This is a genomic window from Shimia biformata, assembly GCF_016888515.1.
GTDB lineage: Bacteria > Pseudomonadota > Alphaproteobacteria > Rhodobacterales > Rhodobacteraceae > Shimia_A > Shimia_A biformata.
Genome location: NZ_JAFEJK010000001.1, coordinates 1,466,777 through 1,485,140, shown reverse-complemented (window position 1 = coordinate 1,485,140; position 18,364 = coordinate 1,466,777). Strand labels below are relative to the sequence as shown.

At 62.8% G+C, this 18,364-nt stretch carries 17 protein-coding genes and 1 tRNA gene; 6 read left to right on the top strand and 12 right to left on the bottom strand.

Annotation, left to right across the window (positions count from 1 at the left end):
- The first annotated feature begins 1 nt into the window (after window position 1).
- The 3 genes from JQ863_RS07220 to lpdA are packed head-to-tail and all read left to right on the top strand — an operon-like array spanning window position 2 to window position 3,685.
- The gene (locus JQ863_RS07220) at window positions 2–1,015 is read left to right on the top strand and encodes an alpha-ketoacid dehydrogenase subunit beta (protein WP_204113619.1); all 1,014 of its coding nucleotides are present in this window, start codon (window positions 2–4) and stop codon (window positions 1,013–1,015) included.
- A 1-nt stretch (window position 1,016) separates the two neighbouring features.
- A complete protein-coding gene (locus JQ863_RS07215) occupies window positions 1,017–2,312 on the top strand; it encodes a dihydrolipoamide acetyltransferase family protein (protein WP_204113618.1) in 1,296 nt (431 codons plus the stop codon).
- Window positions 2,312–3,685, top strand: coding sequence for a dihydrolipoyl dehydrogenase (gene lpdA / locus JQ863_RS07210; protein WP_204115087.1), 1,374 nt, complete (start codon window positions 2,312–2,314; stop codon window positions 3,683–3,685). The genes JQ863_RS07215 and lpdA overlap by 1 nt, the downstream gene beginning before the upstream one ends.
- A gap of 27 nt (window positions 3,686–3,712) precedes the next feature.
- On the opposite strand, the gene uxuA is transcribed toward lpdA, so the two are convergent.
- The 8 genes from uxuA to JQ863_RS07170 form a co-directional block, all read right to left on the bottom strand.
- The gene (gene uxuA / locus JQ863_RS07205; protein ID WP_204113617.1) at window positions 3,713–4,903 is read right to left on the bottom strand and encodes a mannonate dehydratase; all 1,191 of its coding nucleotides are present in this window, start codon (window positions 4,901–4,903) and stop codon (window positions 3,713–3,715) included.
- Entirely contained in the window at window positions 4,900–5,766 is an 867-nt protein-coding gene (locus tag JQ863_RS07200; protein ID WP_204113616.1) for an aldose epimerase family protein, read from the bottom strand. The genes uxuA and JQ863_RS07200 overlap by 4 nt, the downstream gene beginning before the upstream one ends.
- Window positions 5,744–6,505 carry an SDR family oxidoreductase gene (locus JQ863_RS07195; RefSeq protein WP_204113615.1) on the bottom strand — a complete coding sequence of 254 codons (762 nt, stop codon included), beginning with the start codon at window positions 6,503–6,505 and terminating at the stop codon, window positions 5,744–5,746. The genes JQ863_RS07200 and JQ863_RS07195 overlap by 23 nt, the downstream gene beginning before the upstream one ends.
- Window positions 6,506–6,516: 11 nt before the next feature.
- The gene (locus tag JQ863_RS07190; protein WP_204113614.1) at window positions 6,517–7,251 is read right to left on the bottom strand and encodes an ATP-binding cassette domain-containing protein; all 735 of its coding nucleotides are present in this window, start codon (window positions 7,249–7,251) and stop codon (window positions 6,517–6,519) included.
- Entirely contained in the window at window positions 7,248–8,222 is a 975-nt protein-coding gene (locus tag JQ863_RS07185; protein ID WP_204113613.1) for an ABC transporter permease, read from the bottom strand. Before JQ863_RS07185 ends, JQ863_RS07190 begins: the two co-directional genes overlap by 4 nt.
- 91 nt (window positions 8,223–8,313) lie before the next feature.
- Window positions 8,314–9,288: a sugar ABC transporter substrate-binding protein gene (locus tag JQ863_RS07180; RefSeq protein ID WP_204113612.1), complete on the bottom strand. Its 975-nt coding sequence runs from the start codon at window positions 9,286–9,288 to the stop codon at window positions 8,314–8,316.
- Window positions 9,289–9,315: 27 nt separating this feature from the next.
- A complete protein-coding gene (locus JQ863_RS07175; RefSeq protein WP_204113611.1) occupies window positions 9,316–10,518 on the bottom strand; it encodes a mandelate racemase/muconate lactonizing enzyme family protein in 1,203 nt (400 codons plus the stop codon).
- 14 nt (window positions 10,519–10,532) lie between these two features.
- Window positions 10,533–11,249 carry a FadR/GntR family transcriptional regulator gene (locus JQ863_RS07170; RefSeq protein ID WP_204113610.1) on the bottom strand — a complete coding sequence of 239 codons (717 nt, stop codon included), beginning with the start codon at window positions 11,247–11,249 and terminating at the stop codon, window positions 10,533–10,535.
- A gap of 108 nt (window positions 11,250–11,357) precedes the next feature.
- Here JQ863_RS07170 and JQ863_RS07165 point away from each other — a divergent pair, with 108 nt between their 5' ends.
- Window positions 11,358–12,281, top strand: a complete 924-nt coding sequence (locus tag JQ863_RS07165; RefSeq protein WP_204113609.1) for an SMP-30/gluconolactonase/LRE family protein — start codon at window positions 11,358–11,360, stop codon at window positions 12,279–12,281.
- 47 nt (window positions 12,282–12,328) lie between these two features.
- Here JQ863_RS07165 and JQ863_RS07160 read toward each other — a convergent pair.
- The 3 genes from JQ863_RS07160 to JQ863_RS07150 form a co-directional block, all read right to left on the bottom strand.
- Window positions 12,329–12,414 (bottom strand) — tRNA-Leu (locus JQ863_RS07160).
- 49 nt (window positions 12,415–12,463) lie between these two features.
- A complete protein-coding gene (locus tag JQ863_RS07155; RefSeq protein WP_204113608.1) occupies window positions 12,464–13,018 on the bottom strand; it encodes a tetratricopeptide repeat protein in 555 nt (184 codons plus the stop codon).
- A 30-nt stretch (window positions 13,019–13,048) separates the two neighbouring features.
- The gene (locus JQ863_RS07150; RefSeq protein ID WP_204113607.1) at window positions 13,049–13,525 is read right to left on the bottom strand and encodes an Lrp/AsnC family transcriptional regulator; all 477 of its coding nucleotides are present in this window, start codon (window positions 13,523–13,525) and stop codon (window positions 13,049–13,051) included.
- Window positions 13,526–13,636: 111 nt separating this feature from the next.
- On the opposite strand from JQ863_RS07150, the gene putA reads away from it, so the two are divergent.
- Entirely contained in the window at window positions 13,637–17,056 is a 3,420-nt protein-coding gene (gene putA / locus JQ863_RS07145) for a bifunctional proline dehydrogenase/L-glutamate gamma-semialdehyde dehydrogenase PutA (RefSeq protein WP_204113606.1), read from the top strand.
- A gap of 31 nt (window positions 17,057–17,087) precedes the next feature.
- Window positions 17,088–17,837 carry a rhomboid family intramembrane serine protease gene (locus JQ863_RS07140; protein WP_204113605.1) on the top strand — a complete coding sequence of 250 codons (750 nt, stop codon included), beginning with the start codon at window positions 17,088–17,090 and terminating at the stop codon, window positions 17,835–17,837.
- 154 nt (window positions 17,838–17,991) lie between these two features.
- Here JQ863_RS07140 and JQ863_RS07135 read toward each other — a convergent pair whose 3' ends face one another.
- Window positions 17,992–18,213, bottom strand: coding sequence for a hypothetical protein (locus JQ863_RS07135; RefSeq protein WP_204113604.1), 222 nt, complete (start codon window positions 18,211–18,213; stop codon window positions 17,992–17,994).
- Between the last annotated feature and the right edge of the window lie 151 nt (window positions 18,214–18,364).

Below are 18,364 nucleotides of genomic sequence, written 5' to 3'. Positions count from 1 at the left end.
CATGACGCGCATGACCATGATCGAAGCGCTGCGCAGCGCGATGGATGTCGCGCTGAACACCGACCCGAACGTCATTATCTTCGGCGAGGACGTAGGCTATTTCGGCGGCGTGTTCCGCTGCACTGCCGGGTTGCAGGCCAAATACGGCGAGGAACGCTTGTTCGATACGCCGATCAATGAAAGCGCCATCGTGGGGCTTGCCGTGGGTATGGCGGCGCAGGGCATGAAACCCTGTGTCGAGATTCAATTCGCGGACTACGTGTTCCCCGCCTATGACCAGATCACCCAGGAAGCGGCCCGGTTGCGGCACCGCTCGAACGGCCAGTTTTCGTGTCCGCTTGTGGTGCGCATGCCGACCGGCGGCGGGATCTTTGGTGGCCAGACCCACAGCCAGAGCCCCGAGGCGCTGTTTACCCATGTCGCCGGTCTGAAGGTCGTGATCCCGTCGACGCCCCATGACGCCAAGGGGCTTCTGATCGCCGCGATCGAAGACCCCGACCCGGTGATCTTCATGGAACCCAAGCGGATCTATAACGGCCCGTTCTACGGCGACCACTCGGGCAAGTCGGTGCCCTGGTCCGATCACGCCGACAGCGAGGTTCCCGAGGGGCATTACACCGTGCCGCTGGGCAAGGCCGCGATCCGTCGGTCCGGGGCGGATGTCACCGTTCTGACCTATGGCACGATGGTCTATGTCACCGAGGCGGCGGTCAAAGAAGCCGGCGTCGACGCCGAGATCATCGACCTGCGCACGCTGCTGCCGCTTGACCTTGAAACCATCGTCGCGTCGGTCGAGAAGACCGGCCGCTGTGTCGTCGTCCACGAGGCGACCCGAACCAGCGGCTTCGGCGCCGAGCTGATGGCCGAGGTGCAAGAGGCCTGTTTCTGGCACCTACGGTCCCCGATCCAGCGGGTGACGGGATGGGACGCCCCTTATCCCCACGCCCAGGAGTGGGACTATTTTCCAAGCAGCGCCCGGATTGCGCGCGCGCTGACCAGCGCAATGGAGGACTGATATGGCGATCAGCGAAATCCGCATCCCCGACGTCGGAGAAGGTGTCGCACAGGTTGAACTTGTGGAATGGCAGGTGAAACCGGGCGACACGGTCCGGGAAGATGACGTTCTGGCCGCCGTCATGACCGACAAGGCGACGGTCGAGATCCCGTCGCTTTTCACCGGCACGGTCGTCGAACTTGGCGCTGAGGTTGGTGAAACCGTCGCTGTCGGATCGACCTTGCTGACCATCGAACACGACGGCGAGGGCAACACGGCCGCGCCCGCGCAAGAGGCAGAGCCCCCTGCCCCTGAACCCGCCCCCGCCCCGTCCGTTCAGCCTGTGGAAGCGACGAAACCCGCGCCCGCGAAATCCGGTGCGGCCACGCAAGCTGTCGGGTCTGTCGGCTCTGTCGGCTCCGCCCGCGCGCCGCGCGCCGAAGGCGGCCAGCCGCTGGCCTCTCCTTCCGTGCGCAAACGTGCCCGCGACGGGGGGATCGACCTCAGGCAGGTTGCCGGCACCGGGCCGGCGGGCCGGATCAGCCATGACGACCTTGATGCCGTCTTTGAACGCGGCCCCGGCGCCGCGCCTCAGGGTCCCGCAAGCCGCAGGCGCGAAGGTGGCGAGGATATCCGCGTGATCGGCCTGCGCCGCAAGATTTCCGACCGGATGTCGCTGGCCAATACCCGCATCCCGCATATCACCGTGATCGAGGAAATCGACGTCACCGCAGTTGAAGACCTGCGCGCGGCGATGAATGCCGACAAGGGCGACAAGCCCAAGCTGACAATGCTGCCTTTCATCGCGGCCGCGCTTGCGAGGGCTGTCCAGACCCACCCCGAGATGAACGCGCATTTCGACGATGACGCCGGTGTCGTGCATCGCTCGAACCCGGTGCATATCGGCATTGCGACGATGACCGACAATGGCCTGATCGTGCCGGTCCTGCGTCACGCCGAGGCGCTTGGCCCCTTCGCGGCCGCGGCGGAAATCGCCCGCCTTGCCGATGCCGCCCGCACGGGCAAGGCCACCCGGCACGAGTTGACGGGATCGACGATCACCATCACCTCTCTGGGACCACTTGGCGCTCTGGCCACGACGCCGATCATCAACCACCCCGAGGTTGCCATTCTTGGCGTGAACAAGATGTCTGTCCGGCCAATGTGGGACGGGCAGCAATTCGTGCCGCGCAAGATGATGAACATCTCGGCCAGCTTCGATCACAGGGTTGTGGATGGCTGGGACGCCGCAAGCTTTGTCGCGCTGATGAAGAAGCTTCTGGAAAACCCGGCAATGATCTTCATGGAGAGCGAATGATGAAACGCGAAACCTGCAAGGTGCTGGTCATTGGCGCCGGACCCGGTGGCTATGTCTGCGCCATCCGCGCCGGTCAACTGGGGTTGGACACGATTGTTGTCGAGGAAAAGACCCCCGGCGGCACCTGTCTGAACGTGGGCTGCATCCCCTCGAAGGCGCTGATCCATGCCGCCGAAGAATTCCACATCGCGACCCGGTTTGCCGCGCCAAACGACCTTGGGATCACCGCATCCGCGCCCGAGATCGACTTGGGCCAGACAATGGCGTGGAAGGACGGCATCGTAAAACGACTGACCGGCGGAGTGGGCGGTCTGTTGAAAAAGGCGAAGGTGCGCACCGTGTATGGGCGCGCAAACCTGATCGACGGCAAGACCGTGGATGTGGACAGCCCTGACGGACCGGTGCGCATCTCGGCCGAGAACATCGTGATTGCCACGGGATCACGCCCGCAGGCCATTCCCACCCTGCCTTTCGGCGGCGACATCCTGTCGTCAACCGAGGCCTTGTCCCTGACCCGCGTTCCGGGCCGCCTGAGCATCGTCGGGGGTGGATACATCGGTCTGGAAATCGGCACCGCAATGGCCAAGCTCGGCGCCAAGGTCACTGTGGTGGAGGCCGCGTCGCGGATCCTGCCGCAATATGATGCCGACCTGACACGCCCCGTTCTGAAACGCCTAGAACATCTGGGGGTCACCGTTCTGGCCGACGCGCGGGCCGATGGTCATTCAGACGGTGTCCTGACCGTAACGACCGCCGAGGGGCAGACCGCGATTCCATCCGACAAGAACCTTGTCACCGTAGGCCGTGCGCCTGTCACCGACGGGTTCGGGCTTGAGGGTCTGGGTCTGACCATGACGGGCCGGTTCGTGGATGTCGACGCGCAATGCCGCACCTCGATGCAGGGTGTCTACGCGATCGGCGATGTTACCGGAGACCCGATGCTGGCGCATCGTGCGATGGCGCAGGGCACGCTGGTCGCCGAGGTTATCGCGGGCGAGTCCCGCAGCTGGGACAAGCGGGCGATTCCGGCCGTGTGTTTCACCGACCCAGAGATCGTCACCGTCGGCAGCCTGCCGGATGGCAGCACGAACCAGGCGGTTGCCATGTTCCCCTTCGCGGGCAATGGCCGGGCCATGACACTGGGGCGGGACGATGGCTTTGTCCGGGTCGTCTTTGACAAAACAACAGAGCTTGTGACCGGTATTCAGGCCGTTGGTGTCGGCGTGTCCGAGATGGCGGGCGAGTTTGCGCTGGCGCTCGAGATGGCGGCAACCGTCACCGATATCGCCGAAACCATCCACGCCCATCCAACGCTTGGCGAAACCGTGCAGGAAGCGGCGCTGAAGGGGCTGGGACGGGCGCTGCATATCTGACGAAAGCACGCGCGGACCCGCCGCCGTCTACCGTGGCGCTGACCCGGTCAGTGCCGCAATTGCGCCACGCAGTTCAGCCAACCCGCGCAAACGCCCCACATAGGGGTAGCCGGGGTGGGCCTGACGCGACAGGTCCGGCCCCAGTTCGTGACCGTGATCGGGGCGGAAGGGAAGCTGCCAATCGGCGCGCCCTTCGCCACGCCTCCGCGCCTCTTCCGCAAGCCAGACCCGCAAGATGGAAACCATGTCGGCATCACCGCCGAAATGATCCGCCTCATGGAACGAGCCGTCGGGCGACTTGGTGACATTCCTCAGATGCAGGAAATGCGTGCGGGCGGCGAAACGCTGCGCCATGTCGGTCAGGTCATTGCCTTGCCGTGCGCCCAGCGCGCCGGAACAGAAGGTCAGCCCGTTGGCCCAAGCGTCCTGCTGCGCCAGAATCCAGTCTATGTCCTCTGCGGTCGAGACGACGCGCGGCAATCCGAACACCGGGCGCGGCGGGTCATCCGGGTGAACACAAAGCGCGATACCAAGGTCGTCGGCGGTTGGCACAACTTCGGCCAGAAACCGCGCGAAGCTGGCCCGCAAATCATCGCGGGTGAACCCGGCATAACGCGCCAGCTCTGCCTTCAGCGCCTCGACGGAATACCTGTCATATGCCCCCGGCAACCCCGCCATCAGACAGGCCAGAAGGGTCGATTTCTGGTCGTCCGAGGCGGTTTCGACCCACGAAAGTCCCGCGTCGATGACCTCTGGCGCATAGTCCTCGTATGCGGCGTGACGGCCAAGGATGCCGATTTCGAACCCGGCCATCACCGGTTCGCAGAACACAAGCGCGCGCCCGCCGCCGCGCACCGGGGCGGCATGATCCGTGCGCAACCAGTCGATCACCGGCATGAAGTTGTAGCACACCGTCCTGACCCCACATTCCGCGAGATTGGCCAGTGATTGCCGATAGTTGGCAAACAATCGGGCAAGGTCGCCCTCGCCACGTTTGATGTCGTCGTGAACGGGCAGGCTTTCGACCACGCTCCATGTCAACCCAAGCGACCTGTTGCCTTCGATCTGCGTTTTCCGGGTTTCGATGTCCTGAACGGACCAGACCTCGCCATAGGGGATGTCATGCAGCGCCGTGACGACCCCCGACGCCCCGGTCTGGGCAACCTCGGCAAGCGGGATTTGATCCAGAGGACCGAACCAGCGCCAGCATTCCTTCATTGCTGCAACCCTTGCCAGTCAATGGACATCGACAACGCCACGGTCGCGCCCCTGTCCAGTGCGATCAGTCCTGGCTGTCCCGGCATGTTATGGGCATCGACGGCGTGACTGACCGGTTCGAAACAGAAGAAGTCCGCCGAGGCCGATGGCGAATAGACGATTGCGACATCCATCGGCGAAACAATCGTGACGGCGATCCCAAGCGTCGGCTGCAGGACCGTGGCCGGGCCGATCCAATTGCAAAACGCATTGTTGACCAACCCTTCGGGCAATGCACGCGGTGTCAAGTAGTCCCAGTCACCCGAGGCGGCCACCTCGTCGCTTGGCAGGAAGCGATCATCCTGAAGCCAGACCGTTTCGGCGTGGAACCAAAGCTTGGTATCCGCAAAACGCGGCAGCCACGGATGGAAACCACCACCAAACGGCAGGCGCGGGCCGGTATTCGTGATCTCAAGCTGCGTCCCGAATGCCCCGTTCTTCAGCGAATAGACAAGCCGGGCGGAATAGTGCCATGGCCCGATCGCGCCATCGTCCAACCTCAGCACGACTCTGCTGGGGTCCGAGACCTCAACCTGCCACCGGCGCTGAAAACCGTCGCCGTGGATCGGCAACCCTTCCCCATCGAGGTTCGGCGGCACATCGAAGTGCTGCCCTTCGAACACAAACCCGGCACCGCCGATGCGGTTGGAAAACGGCACCAGCACGTTCGAGGCAAGGTCGAAGGGGCGGTCACCTGCAAGTGGCCGCAACACCGGCACGTCACCCGCATCGGTTTTGGCCCACATGCCCGCAACGCCGCCCCCAAGGTCGGGGGCGATCGTCACCCGCGTGCGGCGGTCCTCAAGTTCCAGGAGCGCGACCACCCTGCCAGCCCCCGTCTATGCCAATATTCTGTCCGGTAATCACACGGGCCTCATCCGAGACAAGGAACGACACCAGATCGGCGATATCCGCCGGTTCGATCCGCGTCTTGAGGCATTGCTGTTCCAGCACCCAGTCGGAATATTCCTGCGCCTTGTCCGCAAAGACACGCGCCTCGGCCTCGCTGACAACGGCGCCGGGCGCAACGCCGTTCACCGTGATGCCATGCGCGCCCAGCTCGCGCGCCAACGTCACCGTCAGTCCAAGCAACGCGCCCTTGGACGCGACATACGGCACATAGCCGTCAAGGATGCCCTTCAGAGTGACCGAGGTGAAATTGATCACCCTGCCCCAACCTTGCGCCTTCATATGGTCCGCGCAAACCGCCGTCAGCGCAAAGGCTGCCGACGAGTTCACGCGGATCTGGTCTTCGTATTCCGTGAGTGTAAAGGCATCATAGGGCCGGTTGATAATCAGCGCGGCGTTGTTGATGAGGATGTCGAAACCGCCGGTCTGTTCGGCAACGCTGCGCACCGTGGCGCTGGCGCTGTCCAGGTCGTTCAGGTCGCAGGGGAGAAAGGCTGCCCCCAGTTCCGTCGCCCGCGCCGGACCGTTTTCGACGCTGGGGTGTTCGAGCACGGTGACCTGCGCGCCGTCGGCGATCAGTTTTTCGGCCTGCGCCCGACCGAGGGACCCAAGCCCCCCGGTCAGCAGCACCTTGCGTCCTTTGTGTCGTGACATCGTGTCCCTCCTCACAGCACGTCCAGGATTTCGTCCATCGACGTGTCCTCGACCCGCTTGTCCAGAACCACCTCGCCCCGTGCCATGGCCACCATACGGTCACAGCACTCAAAGACATGGTGGATGTTGTGGCTGATGAAGATGCCGGGAATACCCAGTTCCTTCAGTGACTTGACGAAACCCAGCACCTTCTGGGTCTCCTTGACCGCAAGGTGGTTCGTCGGCTCGTCAAGGATCATCACCTTGGACTTGAAATGCATCGCACGGGCAATGGCGACGCCCTGTCGCTGACCACCGGACAATTCGCCGACTAACGCATCCGGCGAGCGCAGATGCAGGTCCACATCGGCAATTGCCTGCACCGATTCCTCGGCCATCTTCTTTGTATCGAGGATACCGACCCCGCCGATGGACCATTTCAATGGCTCGCGGCCGATGAACATGTTGCGGGCGATCGACATGGTCGGGACCATCGAGTTGTATTGATAAATGGTCTCGATCCCCGCCTCCATCGCGTCCGCCGGCCCCTTGAACGAGACCTTCCTGCCTTCGAAGAAAATCTCACCCTCGGTCGGCGCCTGCGTGCCGGACAGGATGTTGATCAGCGTGGACTTCCCGGCGCCGTTGTCCCCGACGAGGCCGACAGTTTCGTTTCGGTGAAAATCCAGCGTGACCCCTTTCAGCGCGTGAACGCCCGAGTACCACTTGTGCAGGTTCCTGACCTGAATGATCGGTTCACTGGTCATTTGCCTGTCTCCACCTTGATGGATTTTGCAGTTTTGCGCAGCCATGCGTTCAAAATCACGGCAAAGACGGTCAGCGCGCCCAGCGCCATCTTGAACCAGTTGGCATCGACCTGGGACAGAACCAGCCCGTTGTCGATCACCCGGATCAGGGTGGCACCGATGATGCCGCCAAGGATGGTGCCAATCCCGCCGGTCAGCGCGGTGCCACCAATCACGGCGGCGGCGACGGCCTGAAGCTCAAGCCCTTCGCCGATCGACGGCAGCGGCGCGCCAAGCCGCATGACCTGAAGCGACCCGGCAAGACCGGCCAGAAGCGAACACAGCATGAAACAGGCGACTTTTACCCGCTTCGTGGGAATGCCCATCGACTGCGCGGCAGGCAGGAAACCACCCGTGGCGCGGACCCAGTTTCCGAAATTGGTGCGCGACAGCAAAAGCGTGACAAGCACGGCGATGGCGACAAACCAGAGGAACGACATGCGGAACATGTCTCCGGGGCCGACATAGGCCACGAACAGCCATTTCGGAAAGGCGCCGTTCGGCAGCAAGGGCGGGAACCCGCCAGAGATCACAACCGTCACCGAGCGGGCGACGAACAGCATGCCCAGCGTGGTGATAAAGCTGGGGATGGCGAACTTCACGGTCAGCACGCCATTGATGAACCCGACCAGAAGCGCCACGCAGAGGCCAAGCGCAAAGGCGGGCAGAAATGGCCAGCCGGCTTCCAGCATCACGGCCATCGACATCGGGGTCAGGGCAAAGACCGATCCCACGGACAGGTCGAATTCGCCACAGATCATCAACAGGGTCACGCCAACGGCGACAAGCGCCACTTCGGGCAGAAGGCCAAGGATACCTTGCAGGTTGGCCGCACTCAGGAACACGCCGCCCGAGCGCGCCTGGAAAACGATGGTCAGGATCACCAGGAAGGCCACGCCGGCCAGCTCTGGTTTCTCCAGATAGATTTTCATGAAACGTTTCATGTCGGGATTCAGTCCTTCGGAGAAGCGATTCCGAGGCCGTCGCCGGGGAAGTGGTCGGCGACGGCCCCAGCCGATCTGATTAGCGCAGACCCTGCTTGGCCAGATCCCACAGCGCGGGGACGTCTTCGGCCAGAACGATGCCCTGTCCGGTGTCCACATCGGTGGGCGACAATTGCACGGTATGGGCCAGATAAGCCTGCATGACGGGGATGAAGCCCTGCATGTAAGGTTGCTGATCGACCTGAACCTGAATGTATCCCGCTTCCATTTGCTGAAGCACTTCGGCTACGATGTCAAAACCGCCCATCAGGACTTTGCCAGGTTCTACGCCGCGGTCTGCCAGGACTTGAGCGACGTAGGCATGCCAGAGGCCTGTATCGAAGTAAGCGGTCGTGTCGGGGTTTGCGTTCAGGTAGGCTCCGACACGTTCAGCCACGACAGCCCCATCGGTCCCGGTATCGAGGCGCACGATGTCGACCTCGCGGTCGGGATTGGCGGCCTTGAACTCTTCCAGAAACTGCATGACACCCGCGCCACGCTGTTCCGACCAGTTCTGGCCTGGGGCCGAGATACCGACAACGGCCTTGATCGGGCCTTCGGCCGGGAAAAACTCGGACATTTTCTTGCCCAGCGAATACCCGGCGGGGACGAAGCCCTGTCCGACAAAGGCGGCGCGCGGGTTGCCGTCGGCGCCTTCGGTATCATCGACGTTCACCGCCATGGTGATCACGCCATTGTCCACCGCGCGCTGGAGGATGTCGTCAAAGGCGTTGTTGTCCACGATCGAGGTCAGAAGCGCGTCGGGGTTGCCAGCCAGCGCCGCCATCATGTTGGCCGCTTGCTGGTCAATCGCGCCCTCGGTCTGGGTAAAGATCATCTGGCAATTTGCCTCGATCTTGGCACAGGCGTCGTCAAAGCCCTTTTTCACCGCCTGCCAGAACGGGTTTGATGCGGATGAATGGTGCGTGAACACGATGTTCATCGGCCCCTCCGCGACCACCGGTCCCGCGGCAAGCGCGGCAGCCAGTGCAGTTGCACCTAGTAGTTTCCTCATCGGTTACTCTCCTCCCTGAGTATTGCGTCAGATGTCGGACGCGGTTGTTTCCCGGCTGAGGACGGTAAACGCCCTGCCCAGCTCGGGGTTCAGTTCCATGCCAAGACCGGGGCCCGGCGGAACGGTGATCATGCCGTTGGTGACGGTGGGCAGCGCGGTGACAAGATCGCGGTACCAGGTCTTGTAGAAAGCGCGCACGCTTTCCTGCACCAAGGCGTTTGGCGCGTTCAGCGACAGGTGGGTCGAGGCCCCAAGGACCACAGGCCCGGTGCAGTCATGCGGCGCGATGGGCAGATGCCACGCCTCGGCCATGGCCGCGATCTTGCGCGCCTCGCTGAGGCCGCCGCACCACGAGATATCCAGCATCACCACCCCCGCGGCGCCGGTTTCCAGCAAGTCCCGGAACGCCCAGCGGGTGCCAAGGGTTTCGGACGCGGAAATCGGGGCGTGGCTGACCTCGGCATAACGTTTCAGGCTCGACAGGCTGTCCATCTTTATCGGGTCTTCGTGCCAGAAGGTCTTGTAGGGCTGCAATTCGCGGGCGATCTGCATGGCCGGCAAAAGTTGCCACATCGAATGGAACTCGACCATGATGTCCATCTTGTTGCCCAGCGCGTCGCGGATTTTCTGGAATGGCTGCAACGCCTTATCCAGATCCGGCCCCGAGATGTACTGACCACGCGATTTCTCGGCCGCCATGTCGAAGGGCCAGATTTTCATGGCCGTGATGCCCTCTTCATACAAAGACAGCGCCAGCTCATCCGCGCGGTGCAGAAATCCGTTCAGATCGTCAAAATCAGTGCCCGCGGCCAGGCCATAGTTGTCCGATTGCTGGCCTGTCGACTGCTTGATGTATTCGGTGCCCGCACAGGTGTTGTAAGTGCGGATTTGCTGGCGGCTGAACCCACCCAGAAGCTGCGCGATGGGTTGCCCGGTCGCCTTGCCGAACAGGTCCCACAGCGCGATGTCGAAGGCCGAATTGCCACGCACCTCTGCGCCCGAGGACCGAAACCCCAGATACCCATTCAACTCGTTCGCCAGAAGGTCGATCTGCAGCGGATCACGCCCGATGACGCGCGGGGCGACATACTCATGGACATAGGTTTCAACGGTTTCTGCGACAAAAAAGGTCTCGCCCAGACCGATAAGCCCCTCGTCCGTATGCACCTGCACCCACAACAGGTTCGGGCGCTCTTTTATGCGGATGGTTTCCAGCTTGGTTATTTTCATCTGTTCGCTTGCTTTCACGAGATTCCAGCGGCGAGCAAAGCCCGCACGCTTGCGTCAAAATGCAGGGCCATCAGTTCGGCCGCCTGCTCGGGGTTGCCTGCGGCGATGGCCGCGGCAAGGTCACTGTGGATGTCCAGCATGTGGCGCTGATCGGCCTCGCGGTTGCGGCTTTTCCAGCCAACCGGCCAGGTCTGACGGGTCACCCCCTCGAACGCGCCCACGATCAGCGAATAGATCGGGTTTTTGGACGCGCGGGCAATGGCGAGGTGAAAGGCGATATCGGCATCCATCATCGCGTCCGGCGCGGAAAAGCTGTCCTGCATGGTCTGCGCCAGCCCCGAAATCTCGCGCGCCTGCGCCTCGGTCCGGTGCAGCGCGGCCAATGTCGCGGTGCGGGTTTCGATAGTGCGGCGCACCTCATAGACCTGAAGGATCGAGATCTGTTCCGTCGACACGCCATGTTCGATCAATGGCGACAGCGACGTGTGATCCAGACGCGCAACGGTGGCACGCTTGCCAGTCTGAACTTCGATCAGACGCATCGCGGCAAGGCTTTTGAAGGCCTCCCGGATCACGGTCCTGCTGACCGATAGGTCGCGCGAAAACACGCTTTCGGATGGCAGCCTGTCCCCTGGGGCAAGCTCATTCTCGCGGATATGCGCGGTGATGGCGCTGATTGCCTCGCCCACAAGCCCGACATTTCCCCTGGTCTGCGTTGCACCCTGCTGCATGGCAACCTTCCTGTTCTCTTTCATCAAACCTATCATACAGGTTTTTGTTGATCTGGATATAGATTCGCATTTACCTATCTGTCAACAATTTTGTCTGGAGGATGGAAAATGCGTCATGAAACCAAGATTGTCCTGGCGGCCGAAAATGTCGTGGGTGAAAGCATCATCTGGGATTTTCGCCGCGACCGGCTGTTCTGGGTCGACATCGTGGGGCGGCAAATCCATGCCTGCGACGTGGATGGCGGCGGACATGAAACCTGGCCCACACCGGATTTCGTTACCTCGATCGGACTGGCGGAAGATGGCGGCTTCGTGGTCGGACTTTCCCGCGATGTTGTACGCTGGCACCCCGGCGGGGCGTTCCACATTCTGGCGCGGGTCGAACCCGATCTGCCTGACAACCGGCTGAACGAAGGCGTGGTCGGGCCGGATGGCGCGTTCTGGGTCGGGACAATGCAGAACAACCTGAACCCGGACGGGTCGCCCAAGGACATGACCGCGTCGTGCGGCGCACTCTACCGGGTGCTGGCGGACGGAGCGTTGCAGCGCATCTCGGACCGCGATTTTGGAATCACCAATACGCTGATCTGGAGCGACAACCGCCTGATCACCGCCGACACGCTGACCAATCAGATCTTTTCATTTGCAGTCGACGCACAGGACGGGTCGCTGTCCGACCGCCACATCCTGATTGACGGGCATGAAAGGGGGTTGCCCGACGGCTCGACCCAAGACGCCGCCGGGACTGTCTGGAATTGCCGTGTTGTTGGCGGGGCCAGCCTGTTGCAGTTCACCCCGGACGGCGCAATCCTGTCCGAGGTCGATCTGCCGGTGAACTGGCCGACAAGCTGCACGTTCGGCGGCCCCGATCTGGACCGCCTGTTCGTCACATCCGCCCGCTTCACGATGAGCGCCAACCACCTGCAGGAACATCCCCAGGAAGGGGCGCTGGTTGCCGTGAATACCGGCGAGAAAGGTGTGCGGTCACGTGTATTTGGTGCCCAGGACCAAGAAAAGACGCGGCACAGGTAACATGCGACTGCACCAAATGGCAAAAATCGCGGCAAAAAATCGGTCGTTGGTACCCGCGGCCGGGCTCGAACCGGCACGGCCATACGGCCTGGAGATTTTAAGTCTCCTGTGTCTACCATTCCACCACGCGGGCCAACGGGCGCGACTTTAGTCAGATAGGGTCCGGTGTAAAGCGGATTGCGTCACAGGTCTTTGCCCATCGGGACCAGCGTGCGCGGGGACGACAGGAAACGGCGCTCTGGCAGCCAGGGGTTCAACTCAAGCGCGCGTGCAAGGTCGTCCTGCGCCTTGGCATCCTGTCCCAGCACCATATAGGTCATCGCCCGCCCCGCGATGGCGGCGATATGGGTCGGGGAAAGCTCGATTGCCCGGTTCAGATCCGGTAGCGCGGCGGCATAGTCCTGACGGATGAAATTGGCGAAAGCGCGCTGGTTGTAGCCCTCGGCATATTCCGGGCAATAGGCGATCAGCCTGTCGAAAGACTCAATTGCGTTGAGCAGGTCGTAAGACGCCCGCCGCTGCATCCCGGCATCCAGAAGCGCCTGCGCGCTTTCATCCGGCGCATCGGCCCAGTATTCCCACATCTGGTTGGAGATCAGCCGCGCATCTGCTTCGGTTTCGGCCTGCTGCACCTGTTCAATAAGATCCGCAATCGCCGCATCATGGTCCGGTGCGGGCGGACATGTCTCGGCCAGTGCCGGAGAGGTCATCAACGCTATGGCAAACAGTATCCTCATGTGCTGATGGTGCCGCAGGAGGGCACAAAATCAAGTCACATCCGCGAGACCGGTCTCTTTCACCGCCTGCATCGCCACATGGGTCGAGGTGGATGTCACATGCGGCAGGGTCGAGATTTTCTCGCCCAGCACCCGCCGGTAGGCCGACATCGAGGCGCAGCGCACCTTCAACAGATAGTCGAAATGACTGGCGATCAGATGCACCTGCTCAATCTCGCCGACCTTGCGCACAGCCGTGTTGAACTCGGCCAGTGACTTCTCGCGTGTGTCGGTCAATTTGACCTCGACAAAGGCGACATGGTCCAGACCCAGCCGGATCGGATCAAGCAGCGCGCGATAGCCGGTGATGACTCCACTGTCCTCAAGCCGTTTCAGCCGCGCCTGTGTCGGGCTTTTCGACAGCCCGATCTGTCGCGCCAGTTCGGTCACGGTGATCCGGCCATCCTGCGACAGCACGTCCAGAATCCGGCGGTCGAACCGGTCCAGCTCTACCTGATCGTTTTGCATGGCCAAACACCCGTTTTTAAGTCGATCCAACCTGTCATTCCGGAAATATCGGGAAAACCGCCTGAATTGCGACCGGTATAATAGGTCAAACCGGTTTCAGGAGAAAGCCCCATGTCCGACGCGCGACGCCAGATCGACACCACCACCTACACAGACGAGGCCGCGCTTGTGCAGCGCCTGGTCGCAGAGGCCGCCCTTAGCACCGAATCCCGCGCGCGGATCAGTACCGAGGCCGCCGGGCTGGTGCGTCAGATCCGGTCCCAGACCCGCCCCGGCCTGATGGAGGTATTTCTGGCCGAATACGGGCTTTCCACGGATGAAGGCGTCGCGCTGATGTGTCTGGCCGAGGCGCTTTTGCGGGTGCCGGATGCCGAAACCATCGACGCACTGATCGAGGACAAGATCGCTCCGTCGGACTGGGGCAAGCACCTTGGTCATTCGACATCGTCGCTTGTGAACGCCTCGACATGGGCGCTGATGCTGACCGGCAAGGTGCTGGATGACGAGGAACCCGGCCTGATCGGAACCTTGCGGGGTGCCGTGCGGCGGCTGGGTGAGCCTGTGATCCGCACCGCCGTTGGCCGCGCGATGAAAGAGATGGGCCGTCAGTTCGTGCTGGGCGAAACCATCACCGCCGCGATGGACCGCGCCGCGGGGATGGAGAAGAAAGGCTATACCTATTCCTACGACATGCTGGGCGAGGCCGCGAAAACAGACGAGGACGCGATGCGCTATCACCTCGCCTATTCGCGCGCGATCACCGCGATTGCCAATGCCTGCACGCATGAGGACATTCGCCGCAATCCCGGCATCTCGGTCAAGCTGTCGGCGCTGCACCCGCGGTATGAGGTGGCGCAGAAGGCCCGCGTCATGGACGAACTGGTGCCGCGCCTGCGCTCGCTTGCGCTGCTGGCGAAATCGGCGGGTATGGGGCTGAATGTCGATGCCGAGGAAGCCGACCGGCTGTCGATCTCGATGGATGTGATCGAGGCGGTCCTGTCCGAACCGGCACTGGCGGGCTGGGACGGTTTCGGCGTGGTGGTGCAGGCCTATGGCAAACGCGCCGGGGTGACGCTGGACTATCTCTATGAACTGGCAACCCGGCTGGACCGTCGGATCATGGTGCGACTGGTCAAGGGGGCCTATTGGGATACCGAGATCAAACATGCGCAGGTTCTGGGTGTCGATGGTTTCCCTGTCTTCACTTCAAAAACCGCAACCGATGTCAGCTATATCGCCAATGCCCGCAAGCTTCTGGGCATGACCGACCGCATCTATCCGCAATTCGCCACCCATAACGCGCATACTGTCGCCGCCGTGCTTGAGATGGCGACCGACACCGACTCGTTTGAATTCCAGCGCCTGCACGGGATGGGCGAAAGCCTGCATGACATCGTACTGACCGGCCGTGGCACGCGCTGCCGGATCTATGCCCCCGTCGGTGCCCACCGCGACCTGTTGGCCTATCTGGTGCGGCGGTTGTTGGAAAACGGCGCGAACTCGTCCTTCGTGAACCAGATCGTTGACGAGGAGGTCCCGGCCGAGGCCGTGGCCGCCGACCCGTTCGACGCGCTTGATGCCGAGGGCGGGATGAACATCCCCACCGGCCCCGACCTGTTCCGCCCTGAAAGGGTGAACTCAGCCGGGTTCGACCTGCGCGATATCCCGACGCTTGAGCGGATCGAAGCCGCCCGCACACCGTTCCAGCATGCCAAATGGCAAGCCACGCCGCTTCTGGCTGGCAAGGCTGCGCCCAACACCCCGCTCCCGGTCCTGAATCCCGCGCAACCGGGCGACACCCCGGGCACCGTTGCCGAAGCCAGCGCCGAGGACATCGCCACCGCCCTGTCCAATGCGACCCCGTGGGAAGCCGCCCCGGTCGACCGCGCCGCGATCCTGAACAAGGCCGCCGACCTTTACGAGGAGAACTTTGGCGAGTTCTTCGCCCTTCTGTCGCGCGAAGCCGGGAAATCGTTGCCTGACGCGGTTGCCGAACTACGCGAGGCGGTCGACTTCCTGCGTTACTACGCCGCCAACGCGCCACAGACGCCGCCTGCCGGGGTGTTCACCTGTATCTCACCTTGGAACTTCCCGCTGGCGATTTTCACCGGGCAGGTCTCGGCGGCGCTGGCGGCGGGGAACGCGGTGCTTGCGAAACCCGCCGAGCAGACGCCCCTGATCGCGCATAAGGCGGTTTCTCTGCTGATTGAAGCAGGCGTTCCGCGCAGCGCGCTGCAACTTCTGCCCGGTGGTGGTGCTGTGGGTGCGGCGCTGACTTCGGACCCGCGCGTCAATGGGGTCGCCTTCACCGGATCAACCGAGACCGCGCTGAAAATCCGCAGCGCCATGGCGACAAACCTCGCCCCCGGCGCGCCGCTGATTGCCGAGACCGGTGGTCTGAACGCGATGATCGTCGACTCGACGGCCCTGCCGGAACAGGCGGTCACCGCCATCGTCGAAAGCGCCTTCCAGTCGGCGGGCCAGCGCTGTTCGGCGCTGCGCTGCCTCTATGTCCAGGAAGACATCGCCGACGGGCTGATCCGCATGCTGAAAGGCGCGATGAAAGAGTTCGCCGTTGGCGACCCCTGGCATCTGGCCACCGATTGCGGCCCGGTCATCGACGAAGAGGCGCGGCAGGGGATCGCCGCCCATATCGCCCAAGCCGAGATCGACGGCCGCGTGCTGTTCCAGCTTCCGACCCCGCAGACCGGCACGTTCATCGCCCCGACCCTGATCCGCATCGACGGTATCGCGGATCTTGAACGCGAGATCTTCGGCCCCGTCCTGCATGTCGCCACCTTCAAGGCGGGTGAACTGGACGCGGTGATCGACGCGATCAACGCCACCGGATATGGCCTGACCTTCGGGTTGCAAACCCGGATCGACGATCGGGTCCAGCACGTGTCGGACCGCATCCACGCGGGCAACATCTATGTCAACCGCAACCAGATCGGCGCCATTGTCGGCAGCCAGCCGTTTGGCGGCGAGGGGCTGTCGGGCACCGGGCCGAAGGCGGGTGGCCCGCTTTACCTGACGCGGTTTTCCAAGATCGAGGAACGCCAAGTCTCGGACGGGTGGGCCGGGCCGATGCCCAGCGATGTGCTGGCGCAGAAGATCGCCACCGCCCTGCCCGGCGCAGATCTTGATACGGTGACCCTGCCGGGGCCGACGGGCGAATCGAACCGTCTCAGCACATTTGCCCGCCCGCCGGTCCTGTGCCTAGGGCCGGGCGAGGCCGCCGCGCGTGAACAGGCGGCGGCAGTGCGGGCGCTGGGGGGCCGTGCGGTTGAGGCAACCGGCCCGGTGCAGCCCGAAACACTGGAAACACTGGACGGGTTTTCATCGGTGATCTGGTGGGGAGATGTCGGGGCAGCCCACGCCTATGAGATCGCGCTGTCGCGCCGTTCCGGGGCGATCCTGCCGCTGGTGCGCGGATTGCCGGACACCGCACGGGTCCGGGGCGAGCGTCACATCTGCGTCGATACCACGGCGGCGGGCGGAAACGCCGCACTTCTGGGCGGGGCCGCTTGACCCCGCCGCGACATTCGCCCAGCGTGTGCCCATGTTTCCGATCCGAGATCACAACCCCTCTGGGCGCACACCCTATGTCACATGGATCTTGATGGCGGCGAATGTCGCCATCTTCCTTGTGAACTATCCGCTGCATGACGACCCGGCAGCGCTCAGCCGATTCTATTACAACTGGGCGCTGTTTCCCCGCGCCGTCACCGAGGGCAGCGGCTATCCCGGTCTGATAACCTCGATGTTCCTGCATGCCGGCTGGATGCACCTGGCGGGCAACATGCTGTTCCTGTGGATCTTCGGCGATAATCTGGAAGACGAAATGGGACATGCCGGGTTTGGCCTGTTTTACCTTGCTTCCGGCATTGCCGCCGGGCTGTGCCAGGTCATGGCATCCCCGATGTCCGTCATTCCAACCGTCGGGGCGTCGGGCGCGATTGCGGGGGTGATGGGCGGTTACCTGTTGCTGTTCCCCAAGGCAAAGATCGACATTCTGATCATCATCGTCATCATCTTCAAGGTCTTCCCGGTTCCGGCCTGGCTGATGCTGGGGGTCTGGTTTGCCCTGCAATTGTTCAATGGTGTCGGGGCCGACCCGGAAGCAGGCGGCGTTGCATACTGGGCGCATGCGGGCGGGTTCATTGCAGGTGTCATCTTTACGCTGCCGATGTGGTTGCGGCTTGGTGGGCCCGCGTTCTGGAACCGCACCGACGGGCACCCCCCGCACCCGGAAGCCAGCTACAAGCTCAGCCGCAGCACGATCCCGGTTGTGCGTCGCCGGCGGCGCTGAGGCGGAACGCAACGGCCCCGCAGCCGGATCTGGCGAGGCGCCATGCTACCTGGTTCAGCCCGGCACTGTGTCGCGTGTCAGCGCAAAAAGAAAAACCCACCGGACGAACCGGTGGGTTTTCCTGATTTCAAAGCGGGGCGTCTGCCCCACCGGATCAGGTGTCTTCGTCGGTGCTCGAGTCCGACTCGGCAACCGCGGCCAGCAGAGCCAGCGCAGCGAGACCGGCAACGATGCCGACGCCAGCTGCACCACCCAGGCTGCCGGTTTGCGGCGGGGGCGCGATGAACGGATCTTCTTCCGGCTCGTTGGTGCCACCGGCCATTGCCGACGACGCGAGGCTAAGCGCAGCGACGCTCGCGATCATAAACTTTTTCATTTCTCTCTCCATGCTATCGGAAATGCACGCAAATCACGTCTTCAGTAACTACACGATGTTCTTCTCGATGTGAAATGGAAATTCCGCGAAAACATCTAGCAAGCCGTGAACGTTCTGTTGACCAGTGCAAACAGGTCACGCTTTCCGCGAC

Coding starts and splice junctions, on each gene's coding strand:
- JQ863_RS07185 (WP_204113613.1), bottom strand. CDS start 8,222: ATGAAAATCTATCTGGAGAAACCAGAGCTGGCCGGCGTGGCCTTCCTG.
- JQ863_RS07155 (WP_204113608.1), bottom strand. CDS start 13,018: ATGAGGATACTGTTTGCCATAGCGTTGATGACCTCTCCGGCACTGGCC.
- JQ863_RS07165 (WP_204113609.1), top strand. CDS start 11,358: ATGCGTCATGAAACCAAGATTGTCCTGGCGGCCGAAAATGTCGTGGGT.
- JQ863_RS07195 (WP_204113615.1), bottom strand. CDS start 6,505: ATGTCACGACACAAAGGACGCAAGGTGCTGCTGACCGGGGGGCTTGGG.
- lpdA (WP_204115087.1), top strand. CDS start 2,312: ATGAAACGCGAAACCTGCAAGGTGCTGGTCATTGGCGCCGGACCCGGT.
- JQ863_RS07180 (WP_204113612.1), bottom strand. CDS start 9,288: ATGAGGAAACTACTAGGTGCAACTGCACTGGCTGCCGCGCTTGCCGCG.
- uxuA (WP_204113617.1), bottom strand. CDS start 4,903: ATGAAGGAATGCTGGCGCTGGTTCGGTCCTCTGGATCAAATCCCGCTT.
- JQ863_RS07140 (WP_204113605.1), top strand. CDS start 17,088: ATGTTTCCGATCCGAGATCACAACCCCTCTGGGCGCACACCCTATGTC.
- putA (WP_204113606.1), top strand. CDS start 13,637: ATGTCCGACGCGCGACGCCAGATCGACACCACCACCTACACAGACGAG.
- JQ863_RS07190 (WP_204113614.1), bottom strand. CDS start 7,251: ATGACCAGTGAACCGATCATTCAGGTCAGGAACCTGCACAAGTGGTAC.
- JQ863_RS07220 (WP_204113619.1), top strand. CDS start 2: ATGACGCGCATGACCATGATCGAAGCGCTGCGCAGCGCGATGGATGTC.
- JQ863_RS07150 (WP_204113607.1), bottom strand. CDS start 13,525: ATGCAAAACGATCAGGTAGAGCTGGACCGGTTCGACCGCCGGATTCTG.
- JQ863_RS07170 (WP_204113610.1), bottom strand. CDS start 11,249: ATGCAGCAGGGTGCAACGCAGACCAGGGGAAATGTCGGGCTTGTGGGC.
- JQ863_RS07215 (WP_204113618.1), top strand. CDS start 1,017: ATGGCGATCAGCGAAATCCGCATCCCCGACGTCGGAGAAGGTGTCGCA.
- JQ863_RS07175 (WP_204113611.1), bottom strand. CDS start 10,518: ATGAAAATAACCAAGCTGGAAACCATCCGCATAAAAGAGCGCCCGAAC.
- JQ863_RS07135 (WP_204113604.1), bottom strand. CDS start 18,213: ATGAAAAAGTTTATGATCGCGAGCGTCGCTGCGCTTAGCCTCGCGTCG.